Here is a 24835-nt window from a genome sequence, read left to right as displayed (position 1 = left end):
CGCGCCATCCATGGCGCTCTCCCCTTCGGGTCCGCCCTTACGGGCGTTCTGAAACGCTCCCAGCGTTTCTTAGTGAACCGTGAGCCTAAACTCGCTCCCACTTAAGCAACTAGTTAAATAAAAAGGCCGTACCTTTCGGCACGGCCTTTTTATTTAAATTGGTGGAGCCTAGCGGGATCGAACCGCTGACCTCAACACTGCCAGTGTTGCGCTCTCCCAGCTGAGCTAAGGCCCCTTAAACTGTTTTGCTCTATTCACCTTCTGTTAACAAGGCTTTGAGCACGACTCTTTTCTGGGCGAAATCCAGTCGCTTGGCTTTGGATTCCATTACCGTGTCGTCCAAAGCGGGGCGCATTGTATCATGGGTTGGAGCAGTGTCAACACTTATTGAGAATCTTTAAGCCTTTGTTTTCTTTAATGAATTCCTGGTTATAGATTGCTCAACCGGCGACCGGCGGCCATCGCTGCCGAATTTGCCCGGCCAATGATTAATGCGTGGGCTCACCGGCCAGTAACACATACTGACGAACCACACTACCGCCATCCCAGTAGATCTCCAGTAGCAGCTCGACATAGGGCTCTTTTAACGACTGCTTGGAGTTGAGCACTACGAAAGCCCGGCCGTTCTCCTCTTGCAACTCTACAGTAAGCGGAAAGTGGTTGGTGAGTAGCTTATAACCTAGCTTCTTGGCGTCATCACCATAGAGCCGGCGGACTCGAAGGCTCTCCAACGACCCTTCGTAACCAACAACCTCTACCCGTCCACTAAATTGCTTCCCCAACTGAGGCTCTGATTGTAGGTCTCCCAGCCCTAACGCATGGACAGAACCACAGGTTAAGGCGGCAACAATCACGGCACCGGTGCGTAGGAATACCAATAATTTAGCCAATGACTTAAATAACGATTGTGCAGACAAGATGACCTCCCAGTAACTAACCCCAACCCAAGCTAAGTCGCGGGCTGGTTAATGAAAGATAGCAAATGCGAAGGTAGTTGCTGGGAAATCATGGCGGGAGATGCAAGAAAGAGAGTTGCCTCACGTTTTTGAGGCAACCCCTCCCCTTGCTGTTAAGCTTGGTTGCTGGCGGCAGGCGCGGTTAAGGCCGCATACTCCTTTTCCAGCTTTTTGAGTTGTTTCTTGCCCAATTCGCCGGCCACCAGGTGCAGGCCGTTACGCAGCCTGGCTCTGGACATATCCGGCCCCAGTAAAACCATGGAATCAAACACCGAAAAAGAGGCCGTTGTGCCGGCAATGGCGATAAACAGCGGCGCCAGGAAATCCTTCAGCTTTAACCCCATCTCTTCAGACAGCGTTTTCAACGTGGCGAACAGATTATCCCGCGTCCAGGGGTGCAAGGTCTCCACCCGCCACAGGGCAAACTGCAGCACCCGCTTAAGCTCCTCGGCCTCCAGTTTGGCCTCGGCAAAGCTGGTTTCGGTCAAGGGCAGGTTGCCCGCCGCAAGAAACCCGGTCAACGGGATAAAATCGCTGAGGGTGTTCATACGGGTTTGGGCATGCGGCAACACCGCCAGTAGGTTGTCGCGGTTGAGCGCCCAGGCCTGCAGACGATCGGCCAGGGCATCGAGGCTCAACTCCTCGCGAATCCAGAGGCCGTTCAGCCAATTGAGCTTATCGATATCAAAGATCGGCCCACCCAGAGAGACCCGGTTGATGTCGAAGGCGGCCATCATCTCGGCCAGGCTGAACTTCTCACGCTCGTCCGGCATAGACCAACCCATACGCCCAAGATAGTTGAGCATCGCCTCTGGCAGGAAGCCCATGCGCTGGTAGTACCAGATGCTGGTGGGGTTTTTGCGTTTACTGAGTTTGGATTTATCCGGGTTGCGCAGCAGCGGCAGATGGCAGAGTGTGGGCATCTCCCAACCAAAGTATTCATAGAGCAATTTGTGCTTGGGCGCCGAGTTGAGCCACTCTTCCCCGCGCAGCACGTGGGTGATCTGCATCAGATGATCATCCACCACATTGGCCAGATGGTAGGTGGGCAAGCCGTCGGATTTCAACAGTACCTGAGCATCCACCTGCCCCCAATCCAACTCTACCGTGCCGCGTAGCATGTCTTCGATGGGACATGGGCCGGTACCCTCAGGCACCACCATGCGCACCACATAGGGCATACCGGCCGCCTTGCGGCGCTCCACCTCGTCTTCGGGCAGGCGCAACTCGCTAGGTTTTAAGGCACTGAAGCCGCCCGCTGCACGGCGCGCCTCGCGCAGTTCGTCCAGCTCCTCGGGGGTGCGGTAGCAGTAGAAAGCGTGACCGGAGTCGAGCAGCTGCTGGGCGTATTGCTGATAAATCTCTTTGCGCTCACTCTGCCGGTATGGGCCGTGTGGGCCACCAACATCCGGGCCCTCGTCCCACTCCAGCCCCAGCCAGCGTAGACTGTCGAAGATGGCCTGTTCGGACTCCTTGTTGGAGCGCACCTGGTCGGTATCCTCGATACGCAGCAGGAATTGCCCACCATGTTGTCGGGCAAAACAGAGATTAAATAACGCTATATAAGCAGTACCAACGTGGGGATCGCCGGTCGGAGAAGGGGCGATTCGGGTGCGAACAGTCATTGATGCAATAAATCCTTAACTCAGGCTAAATCGAAGCAAGCTATTACAGGCCGATGCCTGCAGGCAGAGGCAGCCTTTCAGCTTTAGGGCAGCGATTATACGCACTCACCATCGTTGCGGATAGAAAGCCAGCACAATAGTGCTAAGAAGCTGGCTTTTTCCCTTCAAAGCGCCAAGGTTTTTGCTATCATTCGCCCCAATTTTTGCCACCCCCGATCAGACACGAAGATATCCCTCGACATGCTCAATTCCGATGCCCTAAATCAACTCTCCCAATTAAAACAGACCATCCGCGCCAGTAAGGATTATGCCGAGGGTACGGTTCGAGGTAGCAAAGGCCGCTTTGGCTTCGTCATCTTGGATGATGGCCGAGAAGCATTTCTCGACCCGGAGCAGATGCAACGCGTCTTTCCTGGCGATCGTGTTGAGGTCAGCGTCAGCCAGAACGCCAAGGAGCAGTGGGAGGCAACCCTGGAAAAACTGCTCTCCTCAGAGTTGAAAGAGTTTGTTGGTTACTATCTCGAGCGTGGCAAAGGTCACTTTGCGGTACCCGATGTGCCCATGCTCAGCCGCTGGATTTTTCTGCCACCCAAGCAGCGCGGCCAAGCCAAAGATACCGATTTCATCCGCTGCAAAATTACCCGTCACCCATTTGGCGACGGCAAAGGCCAGGCCAAGGTACTGGAGACCATCGGTGCCCGCAGCGACAAACAAATTGAGCGCCGCTACACCATCAGTAAGTTTCAACTGCGTGACGGCTGGAGCGACGAACAACTGAAAGAGGCGGAATCTGTCGCCAGCAATCCACAGGCTTTGGATAGCGATCAGCTACCGCGAGTGGATCTCACCGCTCTGCCCCTGGTTACCATTGATGCCGCCACCACTCTCGATATGGACGACGCCGTCTTTGGCCAGGCGACCGAAAACGGTTGGCAACTGACAGTGGCCATCGCCGACCCAAGCGCCGGTATTGCCTTACAGAGCAGCCTGGGTAAAGAGGCGATGCTACGTGGGCAAACGGTCTACCTACCGGGCAACAGCGCCACCATGATCCCCGATCAACTCTCCCATCACAGCTATTCGTTAATTATGGGAGAGGCCCGGCCAACCATTGTTGCCACCCTCGACATTCAGCCCGATGGTGCAATCAATAACTGCCAATTTCAGCTGGCCACTATTAGCTCAAAAGCCAAACTTACCTATGAAGCCGTGAGTGAGTTTCTCGACAAGGGCACTGTCGAACCAGCAATGGATGAGACCATTACTGCCTCACTGACGGCACTCAACGCCATCGCCGTGGCCCGCTTCAACTACCGCGAACAAAACGCGCTGGTTATGGAGGAGCGCCCCGATTACGACTTCCGGGTAAACGAGCAGGGTAAAATCGAGACAATCGTCAAATACGAGCGCAACAGTGCACAGCGCCTGGTGGAAGAGGCGATGTTGGCGGCCAATTTAAGTGCCGGCCACTACTTTGCCGAGCATAAATTACCGGCGCTCTTCTCCAGCCATTTGGGTTTTAAAAGCGACCGTCTTGCGCAGGTACAAAAGTTACTGGGCGAAGATTTGGGTGAGTTCAGCGGGGATGTCAGCGAGCTAGACTGTTATCAGCAACTGATCCAACAACTGCAGGGTGACCCGGCCAAAGCCAGCTTGCTGGCTGTACTGAAACGGCAGCTGCGCCCCAGTGAACTCAGCACCGAGCCGAAGCCCCATCTCGGCCTTGGCTTCCCCGTCTATGCCAATATCACCTCTCCGATTCGCCGCTTTAACGATCTCTACAACCACCTGCTGTTAAAGCAGTCATTGGGTGGCGAGCCGGTAGCGGCTATTGACGAGGCCAGCCTGCAGGCACTACGCGAGCAAAACAGCACCAGCCGCAGCGCCTGTCGCCAGTTGGAGCTGTGGTTACTCAGCCAATATATGCAGGCTTTTATTGGTCAAACCTTCACTGGCCGGGTGGCCATGGTTAACAGCCAGGGCATAGGCGTGCGCTTGGATGACAACGGCGTAGATACCTATGTGCAACTGCGCGACCGTAAAAACAAAGCGCAAGCCATCGACTTTAATCCAGATCGCCTGACACTCACCTTGGATGGCAAAACCTTCCTGCTCGATGAGAGTGTCACCGTCGCCATTACCGGCATCGACGAAGATAGACGCCAGGTACTTGCCGAACTCGTAGCCGGCGAATAGCCGGCTTTCACTCAGGCGCTGGTATCGAACAGGTATTCGTCCAGTTTGGCCAGCAGCGCCTGGTAGTCGACGGGTTTGCTCAGGTAATCCGACATACCTGCAGCCAGGCACTTCTCTCTATCGCCTTTCATAGCATTGGCCGTTAACGCCACAATCGGAATTTCCCGATAACCGTCTCCGACGATGCCGTCACGGATGTTGCGGCTGGCATCGTAGCCATCCATCACCGGCATTTGGCAATCCATCAATATCAGTTGGTAGCGTTCAGCATTGGCCTGCAACTGCACAAGTGCCATCTGCCCGTTATCCACCACATCCAGGGTTAATGGCAAATTAAACTCCTCAACCAACATTGAAATTAAATCCTGGTTGATCGGGTTATCCTCAACCAACAGCACATGAAAATAGTCCTGCGCAGAGGCAACACTGTTTGCGTTGCTAAGATCGCTGTTTGCAGCCAGGTCGCTAACTGGAGTGGGTGCGTCTGCCGACAACGGCGGATGTTGCAATACCTGGCACAGGCTATCAAACAGCTCCAGCGGGTGAAACGGGTCCGCCAAACTAACGATGCTGTTAGCCGGCCCGTCGTCGGCGAGCGGCTCGTCCACCAAGGGTTGAATTAAATTAACCACCCCAATCGGCAACTCACGCTCTCGCAAAAACCGCAGCAGCTCAACGCGCTCGTCACGTGGAATGCTAACATCCACCACCAAACACTGTATTAAGCCCTGCTCCGCCACCTTTAATAGTTGCTGCAGATCGCTGGTTACCAAAACCTGCTGGCACCAGCGGTGGAGTTGTCTCTTTAGAAGATCGCAGGCAATCTCACCCCGGGCAAAAACCACTACTCGGCTGCTACGCAACTGATCATTCAGTAAGGGTTCACTGGCAACGGCTGCGGTGGTTGGTAATTGGATGGCAAATTCGGAGCCGGCACCCACCTGGCTGTCGATCAGTAACTCGCCCTGCATCAGTTCACACAGTTGTTGTGTTATGGCCAGTCCCAAACCTGTGCCGCCATATTTGCGAGTGGTTGAGGCATCAGCCTGGGTGAAGGGTTGCGCAATAACCGCTATTTTTTCTGCTTCTATACCAATACCGGTGTCCTTGACCCAGCCTTGCAACAGCCAGTGAGGTGTATGGCCGGCTCTATTTTCGAGGGGTATGGCAACCAGGGAAAATTTAATTAGCACATAACCGGATTCGGTAAATTTAAGCGCGTTACTTACCAGGTTATGTACGATCTGTGAAAGTCGGCCAGGGTCGCCATTAATGATGGGCGTGGCTATTTCCGTTAAATCCAGCAATAGGCGCAAATGCTTTTGCTGGCTGGTAATGGAGTGCTGCTTGGCCAAATCAACAAGCAGATCAACCACATTAAAATCGATACACTCGATATGGAGTTTACCGGCCTCTAATTTGGAGAGATCCAGTATATCGTTAATGAGTAAAAGTAGGTGGCTGGCACTGGCTTTGGCGAGTTTTACCTGCTTGTCCTGCTTGTTGTTTAACGCGGTCTGTTCCAACAACTCCAGCATGCCCATTACGCCGTTCATCGGCGTGCGAATCTCGTGGCTCATATTGGCCAGAAACTGCCCCTTGGCGTCTGCCATGCGCTCGGCTTCAGCCTTTTTCTCGCTCAATTGTGTATTAATTTCCAGCAGCGATAATTGGTAGCGTTCCTGTTCGGAAATATCCTCGATCAAAACCCAGCATTGATCCCCCATCAATTCATGCACCTGGGCAAAGCGAACCAATACCGTCAGCGCTCCGCAGTTATTGAGCCGGGTTTTAATCTGCGTTACGTAGTCAAGGCTGGCGGTAGTCCACTCAGCCGGCCACTCATCCGCTTCGAATATCTCAGAGATCGACCTACCCAACCAGTTGGCGGGTTCACCACCCAACAGGTGGGCCAGCCGGGAGTTCACCTGAAGAATTGACTGGTTTTTCTGATCGACCAACGCCACGCCAATGGGCGCGGAATTAAACAGGCTACTTAAACTGGCATCTTTGTCGATCCGTCGGGCTAACAGGTAGAGGGTGTAAATCACCAATCCCCATAAGAAGAGGCCTAAAGTTGCCGCCGTCAACCGCAATTTTGTGGCGTTGGCAGCATACTCCAGCCACCCCTTAGCCGGCGCAACGGCCATCTGCCAGCTGCCGTAAGGTAGGTTGATATCGAGCAAAATAGGCTCTTCGTCAAACAGCCTTGGTTCACCAAAGAAGAGCTCGCCCTGGCTACCCTGCGCATCCTTGCCGCGCAATGCGTACACGTACGCACTGGAGGCATCCGTGATGCCCGCGCGACGATAAAAAACATCCAGATCAATCACCACAGAGACCAACCCCCAAAACTGCTGTTGCCCCTGCTCGGTATCGATAAACACGGGAATACGACCAACCAACGCCTGCCCCCCCTGATTAAGGGTAAGCGGGCCGGCTATCACTAAGGCGCCGCTATCCCGGGCAAATTCCGCTGCCGCCCGCTGCTTATCGTTGGCCATGTAGTCCAAACCCAGGGCCGATTCGTTGCCCTCCAGAGGATAGACCAATCGAATCACCATATCCGGCGCTGCGCCCACGTTGCGTAGCGCACTATCACTGGTAAGCAAGTGGCGGGCGAAGCGTTCAAACTCAGCCTGGGTTAAATTAGGAAACTCTTTTATATAGGCCACCAGCCCCAATACCGTTTGAATATCCTGGTTAATAGCAGCCTCGATACGGGAGCGTAACAGTGTTGCCTCGGCCAGCACCTGCCGTTGCTGTTCTTCCAGAGCGGCACTGTTGTTGCGATCATCAATGGCGTAGATCAGTGCCCCAATAACCAGCAAGGCCAATAGGCCAATACCGAAAAAAGGCAGGAAGATAAGTTTGCGGCTGAGGCCGGGAAAGGAGTCAAGTGCAGGCATGATGAGCAGAGGGCAGTAACATCTGCTTAGTATAGCCAAGGTTAAAACTAAACGTTGCGCCAGTGTTACGGTAGTGGTTTGGGGTCGGAGGTTACGGTTGAGGGCAGCCGCTAGAGACACTCTGTTTTGGCAGACAAAAGAAGAGCCCGCCGTCTGAGTTTACTGTTGAAAGACGCCGGGGCGCGCTACAAATTCGCGCCCCGGCGCCTTGAAGAATGCGCCCCGCTAAAATTGGGGGCATCAATTCATAGGTAATAATCCTTTATCGAGAGCGTCGAAACCAACGGTAATGCACCATAACCAGGCTCAATAGCAATAACTCCAACCAGGAAACCGCACCACCGCCGGAATAATTGGCAGAATGCACAACCTGGTACTGCTCTGGTGACTCTTTCACCTTATCTCTGAAGTTCTGCAGCTGCGAATCCAAATTGACAATCATATCGTCGGTGGCCATTTCAAAACCGTTTTTACTGTCTACCCGCAACTCCTCACTCAGGTTAACCGGTGTAGAGCGACCTTTCACATTGCTAACCCCCGGCGCCCGGAACAGTAGTTTGCGGCTGGCGATATCGTAAACAGCGGTATCCATCAGCGTATTGGTATCGTTGCGCTCGCCGGAAACCATATAAGCCCCCACCAAAGTCCAGTAGGAGAGCGAGAGAAAACCTTCATCGGTAAACTGGATTTGGTCGTAAGAGACCAGCGCCACCACATCGACACCGAACATACTTTTAATCTGCTCAAGGTTAGCGAAGCTCCCTTCCGCGCGCAGATAGGCTGTTGGAATAATTTCGATGTGCGAGACAAATTCCAAGCTTTTGAAATGGTCGGCGACCCGGTTGAGCAGATCGGTTTTATCCTTTTCCGTTAATTCATTGCTGTTGTATTGACCAACCCAATTAATACCGCTGCGGGTGTGTGGGCCCTGCTCCGGCACAAAAGCAATACCTACCGCAACTGGCAAGGTCAGCACAGGCACACTCGGCTCGACAGCAGAGTTCAACCCCTCCGGGTAGAGATAGTCCACCACGCTGCTCTTGGCCCGGGTTTGCATTCCGGTACAGCCAGACAACAACATTGAACAGACAGCCACTGCAATTAATAATTTTTGAAAAGACATAACTCCCCCCAGGCGAATCGCTTTTAGTTGTTATTAGAGCGGTTAAAACGGTGCTGTTATAACACTCAAGTCAAACCATCGGCAATTACAAACGCAGCCAATTGGAAACAAGCACAGACGATAACTAAGAGAGTGAACACGGGTAGAGCGACTTATAGAAGCCGGCTCTCTTTTTTAGAAATTTATGCCGTGTGGGAACCGGGTAACCGACAACAGACAATAGAACCTAATAACGGTGGCAACGCCAGTAAAAGCGCTGCTTTTGCAGACATTTACGCCGACACAAGGATGTGGCGGCCGGACCCAGCCACCAGGGAGGGTTGCTTGCCTCTCTCCAATAGAATGAAATTACTTACAGACCAGTCATGAGCAGGCGAAATAAACAAGCTTGGCACTTCGTCGGAACAAGGGGGATTACGAGGCACATCCCTGTGCCTCGCCCTTCGGGCTCGCTGCGCTCGTGCAAAGTTGCTCCAGGCAACTTTGTCGAACCGGGGGGTTCTTCTGCCGCACTCAGGTGTGCCAAATAAAAAACCCCCGCCGATGGCGAGGGTTTTTTATTTGGCACACCCGGAGGGATTCGAACCCCCGACCAAGTGGTTCGAAGCCACCTACTCTATCCAGCTGAGCTACGGGTGCGTAATTCTGTGTGCTCGTTTCGAATTGTCTATTGTTCTAGTGCTACCAAGGCGGCACGACGCTTTTGGCGCCTCATTCTCACCCTGGGTGAGCGCACTTTCAGTGCCTTCTCTGAGGGCGCAAAAGATACCAGCACTGCCAACTAAAAACAACTAAATCCAATAACTTACGACTCTTTGTCTTGGGATTGCTGCGCCAGCTGGGCTTGCAGGTCGGCCAGCTTGTTATCAGTGTGGTAGATATAGTTGTTCATGGCGGTCAACATTCCGCGCATAATGTTGAGCTCCATATCGTCCAGGCGGATGCGGCCGTAGAGTCTGCGCAGGCGAGTCATTGTTTGGCGGGGATTGCCTGGCTCAAGAAAGTCGAGCCGCTCCAGGGTACGCTGCAGGTGCTCAAAATAGGACTCCACCGACTTCTGATCCGCCGGCGGCATATCCCAATCGTCGAAGTGAACCGTCCCCCCCTGCTCTGCCGCCAGGGCGGACATACGAAATTCGTAACAGAGCACCTGTACCGCAGTGGCCAAATTGAGCGCACTGTAGGCCGGATTGGCCGGTATATGCACATGGTAGTTGCACTTGTGAAGCTCCTCGTTGGTCAAGCCACGATCTTCCCGGCCAAAGACGATAGCGACCGGGTGTTCAGCACTCTCGGCAAAAGCGCGGTCGCCGCACTCCTTAGGGGTCAACAAGGGCCAGGGAATACGTCGCTCGCGGGCACTGGTACCGACCACCAGTTTGCAGTCGGCGATGGCTTCATCAAGGGTCTCCACCACAATGGCCCCTTCCAGCACATCCTCACCGCCAGCCGCACGCCACAGGGCTTCCGGGTCGGGAAAACGCTTGGGGGCAACCAGGTACAACTGCGACAGCCCCATGTTTTTCATAGCCCGAGCGGCACCACCAATATTGCCTGGGTGGGTGGTATTGACCAGAACAATGCGTACCCGATGGAAGTTTTGCGGGTCGTTATTGGGTTTAACCGTACTCATGCTGCTATTGCCATTGCTTAGTGAATGTGGGCTGCCAACCGGCAGCCGCGCAGTTTACCAACATCCCACCGGGTGACAACCGTCGATCGTGGCAACCGCCAGCGGGAAAGCGAATTAAAGTTAACAGCAGCTTGGGCGCCTGTTAAAATTCACGCCTTTTACTCCACCCCGCTCGCACTGCCCGAGCCACCGAAGGAAAAGCCATGGAACCCATGCTGAACATCGCCTTACGCGCCGCCCGCAAGGCCGCCGAGAAGATTGAACGTGCCCTGGAGCGCGTAGATCTGATCAATATCGAGCCCAAAGGCCGCAATGACTTTGTTACCGAGGTGGATAGAGCCAGTGAAAAAGAGATCATCTACCACCTGCGCAAGGCCTATCCGGACCACAGCATCTTAGGTGAAGAGAGCGGCGAACTACCCGGCACCAACCCCGACTACCAGTGGGTGATCGACCCACTGGATGGCACCACCAACTTTATCCACGGCATTCCTCACTTCTCCATCTCCATCGCCTGCCTCTACAAGGGCCAGGTGCAGCATGGTGTGGTGCTCGATCCCGTAAAACGCGAAGAGTTCACCGCCAGCCGTGGCAAGGGCGCCATGCTCAACGAGCGTCGCATTCGCGTTAGCGATCGCAGAGGGTTGGAAGGGGCACTGATAGGCACCGGTATCCCTTTCAGCGGCTTCGCCCTGGACCATATCGACCCCTACTTAGCGGCACTGAAAGAGCTGGCCGGCCAAACCGCCGGCATTCGCCGCCAGGGTTCAGCGGCGCTGGATTTGGCCTACGTGGCCGCTGGCCGTTTTGATGCTTTTTGGGAGATGAACCTCAAGCTGTGGGATATCGCCGCCGGTGTGTTGTTAATTCAAGAGGCGGGTGGCCTGATCAGCGACTTCCGCGGTGGCCACGACTTCCTGAAAACCGGCCATATCGTTTGTGCCAGCCCCAAAGTGTTTAAGCCCGTATTGCAGGTGGTTGGCAAACACATGAACCAGATTGTCTAATCTACCCAGCCAACCACTATTACAGCCCCCTACCCGCTGGGTCTGGTTTTGGGGGCTTGCTCTACTGCTCACCCTGCTTGCCTGCCCAGGTCTTACAGAACCCACACCGCAACTGATTGCCAGCCACCTGGGCATTCCCTGGGGCATGGCCCAGTGGGACGATAACCACATTCTGGTAACCGAACGAACCGGCAAATTGTACAGGGTCAACCTAAACAGCGGTGCGATAACCGAAATCATCGGCGTGCCGGAAGTTTACGCCCGGGGCCAAGGCGGCCTGCTCGATATCGCCATTGATACCAGCAACCCAACCCACAACTGCAGCGAACGCTGGCTCTACTTCACCTACAGCAAACCGGTCGCCGGTGGTGCCGCCACCACCCTGGCGCGAGCTCAATTGCACGGGCAGCAGCTCAGCCAGTGGCAGGACCTGTTGATCACCACACCAGCCAGCCGGACGCACAAACATTTCGGCAGCCGTATAGCAATCCGGAACGATAAGCTCTTTTTCGGCGTTGGCGAACGGGGCCATCGGCCCAACGCCCAGGATTTAAGTAACCACGCCGGTAAAATTCTGCGGCTCAATCTGGACGGCACTGTACCCACTGACAACCCTTTTCGCACCACCGCCAACGCGCAACCGGAGATCTGGAGTTACGGCCATCGCAACCCCCAAGGACTCTGCTTTGATGAACAGGGCCGGCTGTGGGAGGCGGAGCATGGCCCGCGCGGTGGTGATGAGATCAACCAGATTCAACCCGGCGCCAACTACGGCTGGCCACTGGTCTCGTTTGGCAAGGAGTACTACGGCCCCTTCAGCGTGGGGAACGGCACCGAACTGCCCGGCATTAATGGCCCGGTTAAAGTCTATATTCCGTCGATAGCACCGGGCAGTCTGCTGTGTCTGCCACAGGGCCGCGCCAATACCACCCGTCTGTTATTGGGCGCGCTGGCTTTGAAGCACATTAATTGGGTTGAAATTAATGAAGCCGGCGAGGCGGTGGCTGAGATTCGCTTGCAAGAGGCACTGCAACAGCGGATTCGCTCACTGCTGCTGGCCCGCAACGGTGACCTGTTATTTGCCACCGACAGCGGCAACCTCTATCGCCTACCCGGGTTTAGCGAGCATTCGGCGTTACTGGTCCGGTAGCTGCAGCAGCGAACCGACCACCGCAGCCAACTGCTCTACGTCCACCGGCTTGGTGAGATAATCGCTAAAACCCACCTCCAACGCGCGCTTGATATCCTGATTGGTAGCATTGGCAGAAAGCGCGATCACGGGAATATTGGCTGTCTGTTCATCGCTGCGCAAAATGGCCAGTACTTCGTAACCATCCATACCCGGCATATTGATATCCAGAATAATCAGGTCGGGTTTTAAATTACGCGCCTTATAGAGGCCCAGCACACTCTCCTCGGCCACCTGGAAATTGAGATCGTTGAAGTGGTTAAAAAACTGCTCCAGCAGGCGGATATTGGCGGAGTTGTCTTCGATATAGAGCAGTTTTTTACCGGCAAAAAGGTCGGGATTAAAATCGCTCACCGCTGCCATTGGCAACAACTTGCGCGCGGCCGGGTTTTCAGCAACGATCTGCTGCTGCATGGGCAGGTGAATTTGAAAGCAGCTGCCCACCCCCTCTTCGCTATCAAATTCAATCACGCCACCCATCAACTCCACCAGCCGCTTGCAGATTGCCAAGCCGATGCCCGAGCCCTGATTTTCACCGCCCTCGGCGGATTTTCTGCCAAAGGGTTCAAACAGGGTATTGGCGTCTTTAGCGGCTACGCCACGGCCGGTGTCTCGCACAGAGATCACCAAAAAATGCTCAGCGGTATCCATCAAACTGACAATAATCCGGCCACCCGGGCGGTTGTAATGCACCGCGTTGCAGATCAGGTTGATAATCGCCTGGCGCAGGCTCGGTTTATCGGCGCGCACGGTGGCATTGGCCAGATGGTGCGGCTCATAGCTGAGGCTGATGTTCAACGCATCGGCACCCTCCCGGCAGTTATTAAACACCTCTTCTATTAATGGCCCCACCGCCACGGGCTCAAGGGAAAACTGCAGTTTGCCAGCCTCAATTTTGGAGAGCTCCAATACGTCGTTGATCAGCTCTAACAGCTGATTACCGGCCTTTTTAATTTCGTTGATATTTTCCCGCTGCTCATCGGTAATGTTACCGGCGTAGTCAAACAGCTGGGTAAAACCGAGAATGGCGTTCATCGGTGTGCGCAGTTCATGGCTCATACTGGAGAGGAATTCCGACTTGGTCTGGTTTGCCTGCTCGGCCACCTGCTTGGCGGTAATAATACGTTCGTCTGCACGTTTAATGGCCGTGATATCAATATGGGCACCGGCCAGGTATTCAACATTACCCTCTTCATCGTAGATAACATCGCCCCGGGTACGAATCCAGAGCCAATTGTCCTCAATATCTTTGATGCGGTATTCGATATCAAACTCGCCACCATTGGCGATACGGTCTTGTAATGTCTGGTCATAGGCCTGGCGATCAAGCGGATGAATACGTGCCCGCCACAACTGGTGCCGACGTTTACCCACTTCGGCGTCGTCCAGCTCAAAGCCCAGCAGCCGCCAGCAACCTTGGGAAAAGCTCAGCCGCTGTTCGCTACAACTCCACTCCCAAATGCCGTCGTTGGAGGAGTGTAAAATCCGCTCGAAGTGCGCCTGATTGTCACGCAGCTCCTGCTCGGCCAATTTTTCGTTGGTGATATCGTAATTAACACTGGCGATGAAAATAATTTTATCGTTGGCATCGCGCAACGAAGCCGCGCGCGACTGCACCCAGCTATAGTTACCGCGACTATTGCGAATACGGAAAGAGTATTCGTAGGCCGATTCGGTAGCCAGCTGCTCGGACAGAGCCGCACTGATTGCCAATCGATCTTCCGGGTGCACCAGGGCTACAGCCTGCTCCACGCTCTTAATGGCCAACACCTCTTTGGGTTCATAACCCATAGAGCGCCACAGATGGCTCGGCAGTACACGAAACTCTCCGGTTACCAGATCCCACTCCCAATAACCAAAGCCCCACACATTTTGCATGCGGGCGAATTGCAGGGAGATGTTCAACAGATCTTTGGAGTTATTGAAGCTGGCTCGGGTCGGGTCGGCAACCACATTAAATGAGACACTGCCCAGGCGCGCGGCCATTTGGGCTGAGGAGGGCCATAAATTGCGGGGGAAGGAGCCTGACGCCGCTGGCGATTTCTTATCTTTGGAGGTGTCGCTCATAATCTAAAGGCCCACCTTAACTCAGCGAAGCCTGATTCTGGAAAACCATCTGCAACGCGTTAATCAGCTGTTCGATATTAATCGGTTTGGAGAGCAGGGTAATAATCCCGAGCTGCTCGTAGCGGCTGGTCTCCTGTGGCGAAGTACCTCCGGTAAACGCCAATTTGGGTATCTGGCCGGTGGTGGGATCGTTTTTTAATATCTCTAAAATTTCGAATCCCTCGACATTCTCCAGGGTTAGATCCAGCAGGATTAAATCTGGCTTCTGCGTGCGTGCTTTAAATACCCCCAACAGCGGCTCTTCGGCGACCTCCAGCTGCAGGTTACGTATGTGTTGGAACAGTTTGTTCATCAGCCGCACATTGGCCGAATTATCTTCAATATAGAGCACCGTTTTTGGTGTGCTGATATCCAGGGTGATTTTGCGCTTTTCGTTGATAAGCGAATCAAGCGAGAGCACCTCCTGGGAGCTCCATTCAAAACAGCGGCGCAGATGAATTTCAAAACAGCTGCCGACGTTCTCCTGGGAGTAGACACTGATATCGCCAGCCATCATCTCCACCAGGCGCTTGGTAATCACCAAACCCACACCCGTCCCCTCAATGGCGGTCTTCTCCGCGCCCAAACGGTTAAACGGCTGAAACAACTCCTGCTGTTTGGGTTCAGGTATGCCCTGGCCGTTATCCTCCACACTGATACACAACTCCTCGGCATCGTGCACAAACAGGTTGAGGTTGACCCAGCCGGATTCGCGATTGTACTTAATACCGTTACTGATCAGATTGAGCAGCACCTGCTTCAATCGCACCCGGTCGCACTCGGCGTAGAGTGGCTCGGCATCGTCTAAATCGGCCGTAATGGTTACACCATACTGGTTGGCCTGCGGGTGCGACAGAGTAATGCAATCACGTACCACGTCGGCCACCATCACCGGTTCCATATTAAGCGTGATATGGCCCGACTCAATTTTAGAGAGATCGAGCACATCGTCTATCAACTGAATTAAGTGCTCACCGGCCTTGCGAATTTCACGGATATTATCCCACTGCTCATTGCTTAGGTTGGAGTCAAATTCAAACAGCTGAGCGTAACCCAAAATGGCGTTCATGGGGGTACGCAACTCCTGGCTCATTCCCGACAAAAATTTGGACTTGGAAATATTTGCGCTCTCAGCCTCATCCCGAGCCCTCGCCAACCGCTCCTGAGCCTGCTTGATTTCGGTAATATCGATATTGGTCCCGGAAACCACCAACGGCTTGCCGTCGCTGTTGTAAATACCAAAACTTCGGGTACGTACCCAGCGGTATAGGCCGTGCCTGTCGGCAATTCGGTATGAATAATCAAACGGTAGCTGCTGTTTTAATGAGCGATTCAGCGCCTCTTTGAAGGCGGGGTAATCTTCGGCATGAATACGACGGGTCCAACCTTTGAGCGGGTGCTCCTCATCCTGAGCGAGCTCTTCAAAGGAGTGAAACCCGAGTGCGTGTAAAACCCGGTCGGAGCAGTCGAAGCTATTGGTGGAGGCGTTCCACTCCCAGATACCATCGTTGGAGGCATTCATAATGCGCTGCAAACGCAGCTCAGCGGTACGCAACGCCTCCTGGGTGATCTGCAGCTGCGATGCATCAAATGCGACGCCGACGATATCGGTGATCAACCCTTTTTTGCTGCGAATGGAGTTGGCCATGGCCGTTACCCACAGATAACCGCCACTTTTTTTAAGCAGACGAAAACTAAAATGGAAAGGGGTTTTGTGCGCGGTGTGGTGGCGGATAATTGCCACGCTGCGGTCGAGGTCGTCGGGGTGGAAGAGATTGCGAACCTGGGAGGTGGAGCTGAGACCATCGATCTCATCAACCCCGTAACCGGCATCCAGGCAGAGCTGGCCCTGCATACGAAAGCCCTGGTCGCGGTAGTTCCATCGCCAGGAGGCAAAGCCGCGAATACCCATCAGGCTGCGATAGCGTTTAACCGTGAGCAGTTGCTCGTCCGTTAATTGCAAATCCTGCAACCATTGCAGCGCCTGCGATAGACTGTGGTTGGCCAAGTTTGCTCTGCCCTTTTGTTACCTGAATGGCTGAGCTTACCCATTAAGCTCTTTTTATTGCAAGTTATAGCAAGGGCCGGGCCGACAAAAGCGCAACTACCGGTCGCCTACGGATACACAGCCATAGGCAACGCAGCCGGCGAGTTGGCGGAGAACAAGTGCCTTAAGGCAGCTCGTCCAGGTCGGCCCCCTCTTTCACCGGCTCAATCAGATCCTGCGGGCTGATCTCCAGCATCAACAGTATATTGGCAGCCACATAGATGGAGGAGTAGGTGCCAATCACAATGCCGACGATCAACGCAATGGAGAAGCCGTGAATAATCTCACCGCCAACAAAAAAGAGCGCAACCAACACCAGCAAGGTGGTTAAGGAGGTAACAATCGTCCGCCCGAGGGTCTCGGTCAGAGAGATATCGACAATCTCCAGCGCCGAGGTTTGGCGGATTTTACGGAAGTTTTCACGAATACGGTCGGCGACCACAATGGTGTCGTTCAAAGAGTAACCGATCACCGCCAGCACCGCCGCCAGTTCATTCAGATCGAAATCCAAATGGAAGATGGAGAAGACTCCCAACACAATAATCACATCGTGAATCAAGGCAGTCACCGCCCCGATGGAGAACTTGTACTGGAAGCGGAAGGCAACGTAGCCCATCACCACCAACAGCGCCACCACCATGCCCAGGCCACCCAGGTCACGCAGCTCTTCACCCACCTGCGGCCCGACAAACGCGCTCGATTTCAAGGTTACCTGGTCGCCATCGACCGACAGTGCCGACACCACGCGGTCGGTGAGAGTGGGTTCACCCGGCGCTTTGCCACGGCTATCTTCCATCTCCTGCATCACCACTTTAACTTCGGTCTCCTGGCCGAAGTAGACCACCTCGGCGCTGTCAAAACCGGCCTTGGCCAGCTGACTGCGCACCGTCTCCAGGTTGGCCGGCTTTGGGTACTGCAGCTGGATTTGAGTACCCCCGGTGAAGTCGAGGCCGAATTGCAGGCCATTCACGGCCAAAGAGACAATCGACCCCAGTACCAGCAACAGCGAAAAGGCCATGGCCAGCTTACGGAACTTCATGAAGGGGATAATTTTCAGGTGGCTGGGAGCCGCTAAATTAGTTTCTGACATAATGTTTGACTCGCCTGCCGATTAAATCCAAAGTTTTTCCACGCGTCGACCACCGTACATCAGGTTGACAATGGCGCGGGTCACCATAATGGCGCTGAACATGGAGGTGAGAATACCGATGGCCAGGGTAACGGCGAAACCTTTCACCGGCCCGGTGCCAATGCCGTACAGAATCACCGCCACAATCAAGGTGGTGAGGTTGGCATCAAGAATGGTGGTAAAAGCCCGTTCAAAACCGGCGTGAATGGCCGACTGCACCGGCGCCCCGTTTTTCAGCTCCTCACGTATACGCGAAAAGATCAGCACGTTGGCGTCCACTGCCATACCCACCGTCAACACGATACCGGCGATACCAGGTAACGTTAATGTAGCCCCCACAATCGACATAATCGCCACAATCAGCAGCATATTGACCGCCAAGGCAACGTTGGCTGCCAAACCAAAGACCCGGTAGTAAAACAGCATAAAGAGCAGCACCAACCCCAAACCCAGCTGCACGGAAACCATCCCCAAGTGAATATTCTCAGCACCGAGCGATGGCCCGATGGTGCTCTCCTGAACAAAATACATGGGTGCCGCCAGGGCGCCGGAGCGCAGCAGCAGCGCCAACTCCGTGGCCTCGGCCGGGCTATCCAGGCCGGTGATGCGGAACTGCTTGCCCAGTGCCGCCTGAATGGTGGCCAGGCTGATAATTTTACGATCCACCTTCTGGCTGTAGCTCAACTGCTCGACACCGTTCTCGTCGATGGTGCGATTGGTAACGGTGCGGTACTCAATAAACAGGACCCCCATGCGCCGGCCGATATTATAGCGGGTGGCATGGTTGATCTTCTCGCCGCCGTCGCCGTCGAGGGTGATATTGACCTGGGGCAGGCCCGACTGCGGGTCAAAACCAACTCGGGCATCGGTGACGTTGTCGCCACCCATAATAACCTTGCGCTCCAGGTAGGCCGGGCCACGGCGCTGATCAGCCTCGGAGCGGTAGTTGAACTGCTCGCGCTCGGAAGCGGTGGCATTGTTGTCGGCCTCCAGACGGAACTCCAGGTTAGCGGTTTTACCGATAATCCGTTTCGCTTCGGCGGTGTCCTGCACTCCGGGCAGCTCCACCACAATGCGGTTGCGACCCTGGCGCTGCACCAGGGGTTCACTCACACCCAGCTCATCCACCCGATTGCGCAGGGTCGCCAGGTTTTGCGCTACGGCATAATCTTCAATCTCGGCGATGGTGGCCTCGCTCATGTTGAGCTGCAGATAGTAGTAACCATCGTCCCGTTTTTCGTCTTCCCGGAGCAGCTCCGGGTAGGCTTTGCGCACCACATCGGCGGCCTTGCTCAGCTCTTCGGCGTCGGGAAACTTCGCCTCCACGACATTGGTGTCACTGATGGTGACCCGCCCTTCATAGCGGATACGATCTTCCCGCCACTGGCTTTTCAGGTCGTCGGTTATCCCCTCCAAACGCTTGGCAATGGCACTGGGAGTATCGACCTCCATCAGAAAGTGCACACCACCGCTCAGGTCCAGGCCAAGTTTCATCGGGCCCGCGCCTATATCCTCTAACCAGGCAGGAGTATTGGAAGCCTGGCTGAGCGCCACCACGTAGTTCTCACCCAAGGCCCGCTGCACCACCTTTTTGGCCTTGCTCTGGTCGGCCAGGGAGCCAAAGCGGATCAAGGCCGGGCCATTGCCCGTGGCGACATCACCAAAATGGGTGATATCGGACTCCTCCAGGGCATCGGTAGCGATCTTCAGAATACCGCCGTCGATCACCATGGCGCTGGATTGGCCGGTAATCTGAATGGCTGGGTCGGGTTCGTAGAGGTTGGGGGCGGCGTAGATGGCTGCGATACCAAGAATAAAAAGGATCAGCAGGTATTTCCAAAGCGGATAACGATTAAGCATTGAGGGTTCCATCAGGTTTTGCGCGCAAAACCGGTTATTTTTTGTAGTGGCTGCCTGTGCCAGCGGCGGCGATTATAACCATAAACGCCGCAGCTTACAGAAAGTGAGGCAAAAAACGGGAATATCAACCCCCGCTTGGGCGATTTATCCCCTGCTTCTCATAAAACTCGGCGACATAATCCGACAGGGTTCGAGCCTCAATGGCCGTGCGCAGTTCCGCCATCACCCGCTGATAAAAGCGCAGGTTATGAATGGTGTTAAGTTGCGCCGCCAGAATCTCGCCACACTTGTCCAGATGATGCAGATAGGCTCGGCTGAAGTGGCTACAGGTGTAGCAATCGCACTCGCCATCGAGGGGGTTGGTATCGTGGCGGTGCTTGGCGTTGCGAATCTTAATCACGCCGGTACTGGTAAAGAGGTGACCATTACGCGCGTTGCGGGTGGGCATGACACAGTCGAACATATCCACGCCGCGCACCACCGACTCGACAATATCCTCCGGCTTACCGACCCCCATTAGATAGCGGGGCTTATCCTGTGGCATCCGCCCGGGCAGATAATCCAATACTTTGAGCATCTCCTCCTTGGGCTCGCCCACACTCAGGCCGCCTATGGCGTAGCCGTCGAAGTCGATCTCGGTCAGACCGCGCAGGGAGAGTTCGCGCAGGGGTTCGTACATGCCCCCCTGAATAATGCCAAACAGCGCCGATGGGCTGGTGCCGTGCGCCGCCTTGCTACGCTTGGCCCAGCGCAGCGACATCTCCATGGAGTCGCGCGCCTCCTTCTCCGTGGCTGGGTATGGCGTGCATTCATCGAAGATCATAACGATATCCGAGCCCAGATCCCGCTGTACCCGCATGGATGTCTCCGGGTCGATAAACACCGGGCTGCCATCCACCGGCGAGCGGAAAGAGACCCCGGCCTCGGTGATCTTGCGCATCTTGCCCAGGCTGAACACCTGAAAACCACCGGAGTCGGTCAGAATTGGTCGTTGCCACTGCATAAAGTCGTGCAGGTCACCGTGCTCCTGAATCACCTGGGTGCCCGGACGCAGCATTAAATGGAAGGTATTACCGAGGATAATCTGGGCGCCGATGGCCTCGATATCCTTGGGCAGCATCCCCTTCACCGTGCCGTAGGTGCCCACCGGCATAAAGCACGGGGTCTCGATGGAGCCGCGCGGGAAAGTCAACCGGCCCCGGCGGGCTGCGCCGTCACTGCCCAGCAGATCAAACTGCATAAAACATTGGCGCACTTGGGAATCTGTCACTGCTCAATACCTATTAGTTAAATTGGGTCAATACCTATCGGTTAAATTCGGCCGGGCTAATACAGTGAGCCGGGGTTGCGGATCAATCTGGCCTGCCAACCGGCTGTACGGCCGCCTGCGGGTTGCGACGAATAAACATGGCATCGCCGTAACTGAAAAAGCGGTAGCGCTCGGCCACCGCCTGGGTGTAGGCGTGCATGGTAAATTGATAACCGGCAAAGGCCGAGACCAGCATAATCAGGGTCGACTCGGGCAGGTGAAAGTTGGTGATCAGCACATCCACCACCCGGAACTCAAAGCCCGGGTAAATAAAGATAGCCGTGTCGCCGCTAAAGGGCCGCAGCGCACCGCCCAAGGCGGCGCTCTCCAGACAACGCACACTGGTGGTACCCACCGCCACCACCCGGCCGCCTCGCTCCTTGGTGGCGGCCACCTTGGCGCACACCTGGGAAGAGACCTCCAGCCACTCCGAATGCATCTCGTGCTCGCGGATATCCTCCGCTTTTACCGGCTGAAAAGTACCCGCCCCCACGTGCAGAGTAACGAACGCAAGCTCCACCCCCTTGGCCTGCAGCTCAGCGAGCAGCGCCTCATCAAAATGGAGGCCGGCGGTTGGTGCCGCCACCGCACCGGCCTTGTCGCTGCGTGAATAGACGGTTTGGTAGCGCTCCTTATCCTGCTCCGCATCGGCCCGCTCTATATAAGGTGGCAAAGGCATATGGCCCAAGGCATTCAAACGCTCCAGCAGTGGCTGGTCATCGGCAAACTGCAAAACAAAGAGGCTGCCCTGGCGGCCCAGCACCTCAACCGTGGAGCCATCCCCCAACACCAGGCGGGAACCCGGCTTAGGCGAGCGGCTGGCACGCACATGGGCCAGTGCCCCGTTATCCTGCTGCAGCCGCTCGATCAAAACCTCCACCTGGCCACCGCTCTCCTTACGACCAAACAGGCGTGCGGGTATCACCCGGGTGTCATTCATCACCAGCAGGTCTCCAGGCACCAGCAGATCAAGCAGATCGGCAAACTGGCCATGGGCAATCGCCCCACTCTCGCCATCCAACTGCAACAAGCGGCTGCCACGCCGCTCACGGGCTGGCTGGTGGGCAATCAGCTCTTTCGGCAGAGAGTAGTAAAAATCCTGGCGGCGCATGGTTAAATCTTGGGCAATGAAAAAAGGGCGCCAAGGGTACCCAAAAACCGCAGCCGGGCCAATAGCGAAAGTAGGCGAGAGATTCACAGAGAACGGTTGACGGCAACGAAACCCTCGTTATAATACGCCATCCTTGCACCCGGCCACCTACTACACAGCCTAGAGCCTTGAAAAACAAGGCAAAAATTAGAGCGGTACCAAGGGGAAAGATTGAAAGCCAGCGTGGTGAAATTGGTAGCATATTGCGACTGAGCAATTTGAGGGGATTCAAAAGCATCCCTACACCGGTTAGATCATAATGAGCAAAGCAAGCTTAGTAAGCTCGCAAAGATTTAAAGCCAGAGTGGTGAAATTGGTAGCAAATTGCGACTGAGCAATTTGGGGGGATTCAAAAGCATCCCTACACCGGTTAGATCATAATGAGCAAAGCAAGCTTAGTAAGCTCGCAAAGATTTAAAGCCAGAGTGGTGAAATTGGTAGCAAATTGCGACTGAGCAATTTGGGGGATTCAAAAGCATCCCTACACCGGTTAGATCATAATGAGCAAAGCAAGCTTAGTAAGCTCGCAAAGATTTAAAGCCAGAGTGGTGAAATTGGTAGCAAATTGCGACTGAGCAATTTGGGGGATTCAAAAGCATCCCTACACCGGTTAGATCATAATGAGCAAAGCAAGCTCAGTAAGCTCGCAAAGATTTAAAGCCAGAGTGGCGAAATTGGTAGCAAATTGCGACTGAGCAATTTGAGGGGATTCAAAAGCATCCCTACACCGGTTAGATCATAATGAGCAAAACGAGCTCAGTAAGCTCGCAAAGATTTAAAGCCAGAGTGGTGAAATTGGTAGACACAGGGGATTCAAAATCCCCCGCCCTTAAAAGCGTGCCGGTTCGAGTCCGGCCTCTGGTACCAAATAAAAAGGCCCCGCATATGCGGGGCCTTTTTATTTGGTATCTTTATTTAGTATCTGCGAATCAACGACACCGGCATGCCAGTTTGACCAATTGCGCTCAAGCAGTTGGAACGAGGAGCAACAGCGACAAAGCACCGAAAGGGATCAAAACAGCCGTTAGGCTGTTTTGATTAATCCGGCCTCGGGCCCAGCGACAGCTGGGCTAGCCCTCCCGCCTCCATTATCACCCAAAAAACTATTCCTACGCTTTCCAAAAGCGTCATCAGAGAGCAGCCTAAATATTGATCGAAATAAAGCGCTTGTAAACATAGAGATACAGCAACACAAGCGCAAAGTAGGAATGCTCAGCTGTGCTACGATTTCCTGGTCCTTTACTTAGCCTGTAAAGGAAATCTTTGGCCTGGGCTCACAACGAATATATTTTCAATCACCCGCGACCCAAACAGAAAGAAATCAAACCATTAAAAAGGTCTTCTCTTAGACGCGTAAGGGTTGATGATTTTATTAACCATTGGCCATTTAACTTTTCGTAGGTTTCTGTGTAATGGCCCCGACCATGCAGATTTATAAAAAAGGAGGATCGGACCACGTCTTCCAGAGCCCATATGCCATTTGCGGTCGTTTCAGATGTTAGTTCTATTTCAGGCGAATGAACCTGATGCGCTGTCAGCCGGAAAGGTTTATCAAGCTGTCCGCGCACGAAAGCTACAAACTTATCTGCACCTTCTATGCATCTGCCACCAATCGAATCTGTTGTGTCACTTTTGAAGTCATCGCTGAATAAGCCACGCCATGCCTGCCAATCTTTGGCATCCAGTAAGCGGCAGTAACGGGCCTTAAGTTCGCAGATAGCCAGCCAGTCATTCCATTCTTCCAGCGTTTTGAATTTCATAGTTTACCTTTAGTTCTCGATAGGAAAGAGCAAACACAGCCGCACGGCCAAAAAAAGGCCGCCCGACATTACGAAAATATTATTTTCGAAAACATTGCTTTCGTTTATACTAGATTATAAACTGACAATCAATCAGTTTAAGGATTCCTGGATATACGGAACATGAGAACAAGAACAACCATAAGTGAAACAGGCAAGAAGACCGACTCAAAGGCACCCTTACGCGGCCGCAAGCGCAGTAAGCAGGTTGACGAGTCAATACTGAACGCGACCCGTGAAGTGCTGCTGGAATCCGGTTATGTCGGCTTTACTATTCAGGCCGTGGTCGAGCGTTCTGGTGTATCCACTGCAACCATCTATCGACGCTGGTCAACCGCAAATGATCTGATTCTTGCTGCAATGGAGTCGCTGGTTCCTGATATCACTCCGATTGATACAGGATCATTTGAAAACGACTTGTCGCGATTTATTGATTACCTCGCCGCGGCAATGACGAACATGGAAGAACACGCCAAAGCGGACAAGAAAGATTCGCGCCTAGATCCCTCCCTGCGCAGGGCAATCGCCGATATGTTTATCGGCCCAAGGATGCAACTGCTTGCCGACATTATCGAGCGAGCCAAGCTCCGTGGTGAGCTGAGTAAATCCGTGGAAGTGGAGCGCTGTTGGCCATATGTTGCAGGCCCTCTTCATCTCCACCTAATTATCGAAAGCAAACCATATAACAGGCGATATGCGGCAGAATTTAAAGCGGTGATAGCGGCGAGTCTAAATACGCTGGCGTCGCGTTAGAACAGACGTACTTAAACTACTTACCCGATACGAACTAACTATAA

Annotated in this window: 16 protein-coding genes and 3 tRNA genes; 5 read left to right on the top strand and 14 right to left on the bottom strand. The window is 54.2% G+C overall.

Annotation, left to right across the window (positions count from 1 at the left end):
• Window positions 1–159 precede the first annotated feature (159 nt).
• The 3 genes from SBL51_RS01285 to gltX all read right to left on the bottom strand — a co-directional run bounded on the left by SBL51_RS01285 (window position 160) and on the right by gltX (window position 2581).
• Window positions 160–235: transfer RNA gene (locus SBL51_RS01285), tRNA-Ala, on the bottom strand.
• 253 nt (window positions 236–488) lie between these two features.
• Window positions 489–917, bottom strand: coding sequence for a hypothetical protein (locus tag SBL51_RS01280; protein WP_317928656.1), 429 nt, complete (start codon window positions 915–917; stop codon window positions 489–491).
• A gap of 152 nt (window positions 918–1069) precedes the next feature.
• Complete coding sequence (gltX, locus tag SBL51_RS01275; RefSeq protein ID WP_317928655.1) at window positions 1070–2581, bottom strand: glutamate--tRNA ligase; 1512 nt, start codon at window positions 2579–2581, stop codon at window positions 1070–1072.
• A 240-nt stretch (window positions 2582–2821) separates the two neighbouring features.
• Here gltX and SBL51_RS01270 point away from each other — a divergent pair, with 240 nt between their 5' ends.
• The gene (locus SBL51_RS01270; RefSeq protein WP_317928654.1) at window positions 2822–4777 is read left to right on the top strand and encodes a VacB/RNase II family 3'-5' exoribonuclease; all 1956 of its coding nucleotides are present in this window, start codon (window positions 2822–2824) and stop codon (window positions 4775–4777) included.
• An 11-nt stretch (window positions 4778–4788) separates the two neighbouring features.
• Here the strand turns inward: SBL51_RS01270 and SBL51_RS01265 are convergent, their stop codons facing one another.
• The 4 genes from SBL51_RS01265 to trmJ all read right to left on the bottom strand — a co-directional run bounded on the left by SBL51_RS01265 (window position 4789) and on the right by trmJ (window position 10442).
• Window positions 4789–7686, bottom strand: coding sequence for a response regulator (locus tag SBL51_RS01265; RefSeq protein ID WP_317928653.1), 2898 nt, complete (start codon window positions 7684–7686; stop codon window positions 4789–4791).
• A gap of 262 nt (window positions 7687–7948) precedes the next feature.
• The gene (gene rhlP, locus SBL51_RS01260) at window positions 7949–8809 is read right to left on the bottom strand and encodes a rhombotarget lipoprotein (RefSeq protein WP_317928652.1); all 861 of its coding nucleotides are present in this window, start codon (window positions 8807–8809) and stop codon (window positions 7949–7951) included.
• Between the two features lie 562 nt (window positions 8810–9371).
• Window positions 9372–9448 (bottom strand) — tRNA-Arg (locus tag SBL51_RS01255).
• Between the two features lie 166 nt (window positions 9449–9614).
• Window positions 9615–10442 (bottom strand): tRNA (cytosine(32)/uridine(32)-2'-O)-methyltransferase TrmJ, encoded by an 828-nt coding sequence (gene trmJ, locus SBL51_RS01250; protein WP_317928651.1) that lies wholly within the window; start codon window positions 10440–10442, stop codon window positions 9615–9617.
• Between the two features lie 203 nt (window positions 10443–10645).
• Here trmJ and SBL51_RS01245 point away from each other — a divergent pair, with 203 nt between their 5' ends.
• On the top strand, window positions 10646–11449 hold the full coding sequence (locus SBL51_RS01245; RefSeq protein WP_317928650.1) for an inositol monophosphatase family protein: 804 nt from the start codon (window positions 10646–10648) through the stop codon (window positions 11447–11449).
• Window positions 11442–12599, top strand: a complete 1158-nt coding sequence (locus SBL51_RS01240) for a PQQ-dependent sugar dehydrogenase (protein WP_317928649.1) — start codon at window positions 11442–11444, stop codon at window positions 12597–12599. The genes SBL51_RS01245 and SBL51_RS01240 overlap by 8 nt, the downstream gene beginning before the upstream one ends.
• On the opposite strand, the gene SBL51_RS01235 is transcribed toward SBL51_RS01240, so the two are convergent.
• From SBL51_RS01235 to queA, 6 genes are all read right to left on the bottom strand, one after another.
• A complete protein-coding gene (locus tag SBL51_RS01235; protein WP_317928648.1) occupies window positions 12585–14705 on the bottom strand; it encodes a PAS domain-containing protein in 2121 nt (706 codons plus the stop codon). The two genes, SBL51_RS01240 and SBL51_RS01235, sit on opposite strands and share 15 nt — an antisense overlap.
• 16 nt (window positions 14706–14721) lie before the next feature.
• Entirely contained in the window at window positions 14722–16752 is a 2031-nt protein-coding gene (locus SBL51_RS01230; protein WP_317928647.1) for a PAS domain-containing protein, read from the bottom strand.
• Between the two features lie 163 nt (window positions 16753–16915).
• Entirely contained in the window at window positions 16916–17881 is a 966-nt protein-coding gene (gene secF / locus SBL51_RS01225) for a protein translocase subunit SecF (RefSeq protein ID WP_317928646.1), read from the bottom strand.
• Between the two features lie 21 nt (window positions 17882–17902).
• Window positions 17903–19780, bottom strand: a complete 1878-nt coding sequence (gene secD / locus SBL51_RS01220) for a protein translocase subunit SecD (protein ID WP_317928645.1) — start codon at window positions 19778–19780, stop codon at window positions 17903–17905.
• Window positions 19781–19904: 124 nt separating this feature from the next.
• Complete coding sequence (gene tgt / locus SBL51_RS01215) at window positions 19905–21020, bottom strand: tRNA guanosine(34) transglycosylase Tgt (protein WP_317929929.1); 1116 nt, start codon at window positions 21018–21020, stop codon at window positions 19905–19907.
• 112 nt (window positions 21021–21132) lie between these two features.
• A complete protein-coding gene (queA, locus tag SBL51_RS01210; protein ID WP_317928644.1) occupies window positions 21133–22200 on the bottom strand; it encodes a tRNA preQ1(34) S-adenosylmethionine ribosyltransferase-isomerase QueA in 1068 nt (355 codons plus the stop codon).
• Between the two features lie 819 nt (window positions 22201–23019).
• Here queA and SBL51_RS01205 point away from each other — a divergent pair.
• Window positions 23020–23106, top strand: a tRNA-Leu gene (locus tag SBL51_RS01205).
• Between the two features lie 428 nt (window positions 23107–23534).
• Here SBL51_RS01205 and SBL51_RS01200 read toward each other — a convergent pair.
• Window positions 23535–23999, bottom strand: coding sequence for a nuclear transport factor 2 family protein (locus SBL51_RS01200; protein WP_317928643.1), 465 nt, complete (start codon window positions 23997–23999; stop codon window positions 23535–23537).
• 162 nt (window positions 24000–24161) lie between these two features.
• On the opposite strand from SBL51_RS01200, the gene SBL51_RS01195 reads away from it, so the two are divergent.
• On the top strand, window positions 24162–24791 hold the full coding sequence (locus SBL51_RS01195) for a TetR/AcrR family transcriptional regulator (protein ID WP_317928642.1): 630 nt from the start codon (window positions 24162–24164) through the stop codon (window positions 24789–24791).
• Window positions 24792–24835: the final 44 nt, after the last annotated feature.

This window comes from Halioxenophilus sp. WMMB6 (assembly GCF_033283405.1).
Classification (GTDB): Bacteria; Pseudomonadota; Gammaproteobacteria; order Pseudomonadales; family Cellvibrionaceae; genus Halioxenophilus.
This window is presented reverse-complemented; position numbering and strand designations above follow the sequence as displayed.

Excerpts from the sequence above, each read along its gene's own strand:
- SBL51_RS01195 (WP_317928642.1), top strand. The coding sequence starts at position 24,162 with ATGAGAACAAGAACAACCATAAGTGAAACAGGCAAGAAGACCGACTCA.
- rhlP (WP_317928652.1), bottom strand. The coding sequence starts at position 8,809 with ATGTCTTTTCAAAAATTATTAATTGCAGTGGCTGTCTGTTCAATGTTG.
- tgt (WP_317929929.1), bottom strand. The coding sequence starts at position 21,020 with ATGCAGTTTGATCTGCTGGGCAGTGACGGCGCAGCCCGCCGGGGCCGG.
- queA (WP_317928644.1), bottom strand. The coding sequence starts at position 22,200 with ATGCGCCGCCAGGATTTTTACTACTCTCTGCCGAAAGAGCTGATTGCC.
- SBL51_RS01270 (WP_317928654.1), top strand. The coding sequence starts at position 2,822 with ATGCTCAATTCCGATGCCCTAAATCAACTCTCCCAATTAAAACAGACC.
- secF (WP_317928646.1), bottom strand. The coding sequence starts at position 17,881 with ATGTCAGAAACTAATTTAGCGGCTCCCAGCCACCTGAAAATTATCCCC.
- gltX (WP_317928655.1), bottom strand. The coding sequence starts at position 2,581 with ATGACTGTTCGCACCCGAATCGCCCCTTCTCCGACCGGCGATCCCCAC.
- trmJ (WP_317928651.1), bottom strand. The coding sequence starts at position 10,442 with ATGAGTACGGTTAAACCCAATAACGACCCGCAAAACTTCCATCGGGTA.
- SBL51_RS01235 (WP_317928648.1), bottom strand. The coding sequence starts at position 14,705 with ATGAGCGACACCTCCAAAGATAAGAAATCGCCAGCGGCGTCAGGCTCC.
- secD (WP_317928645.1), bottom strand. The coding sequence starts at position 19,780 with ATGCTTAATCGTTATCCGCTTTGGAAATACCTGCTGATCCTTTTTATT.
- SBL51_RS01265 (WP_317928653.1), bottom strand. The coding sequence starts at position 7,686 with ATGCCTGCACTTGACTCCTTTCCCGGCCTCAGCCGCAAACTTATCTTC.
- SBL51_RS01245 (WP_317928650.1), top strand. The coding sequence starts at position 10,646 with ATGGAACCCATGCTGAACATCGCCTTACGCGCCGCCCGCAAGGCCGCC.
- SBL51_RS01200 (WP_317928643.1), bottom strand. The coding sequence starts at position 23,999 with ATGAAATTCAAAACGCTGGAAGAATGGAATGACTGGCTGGCTATCTGC.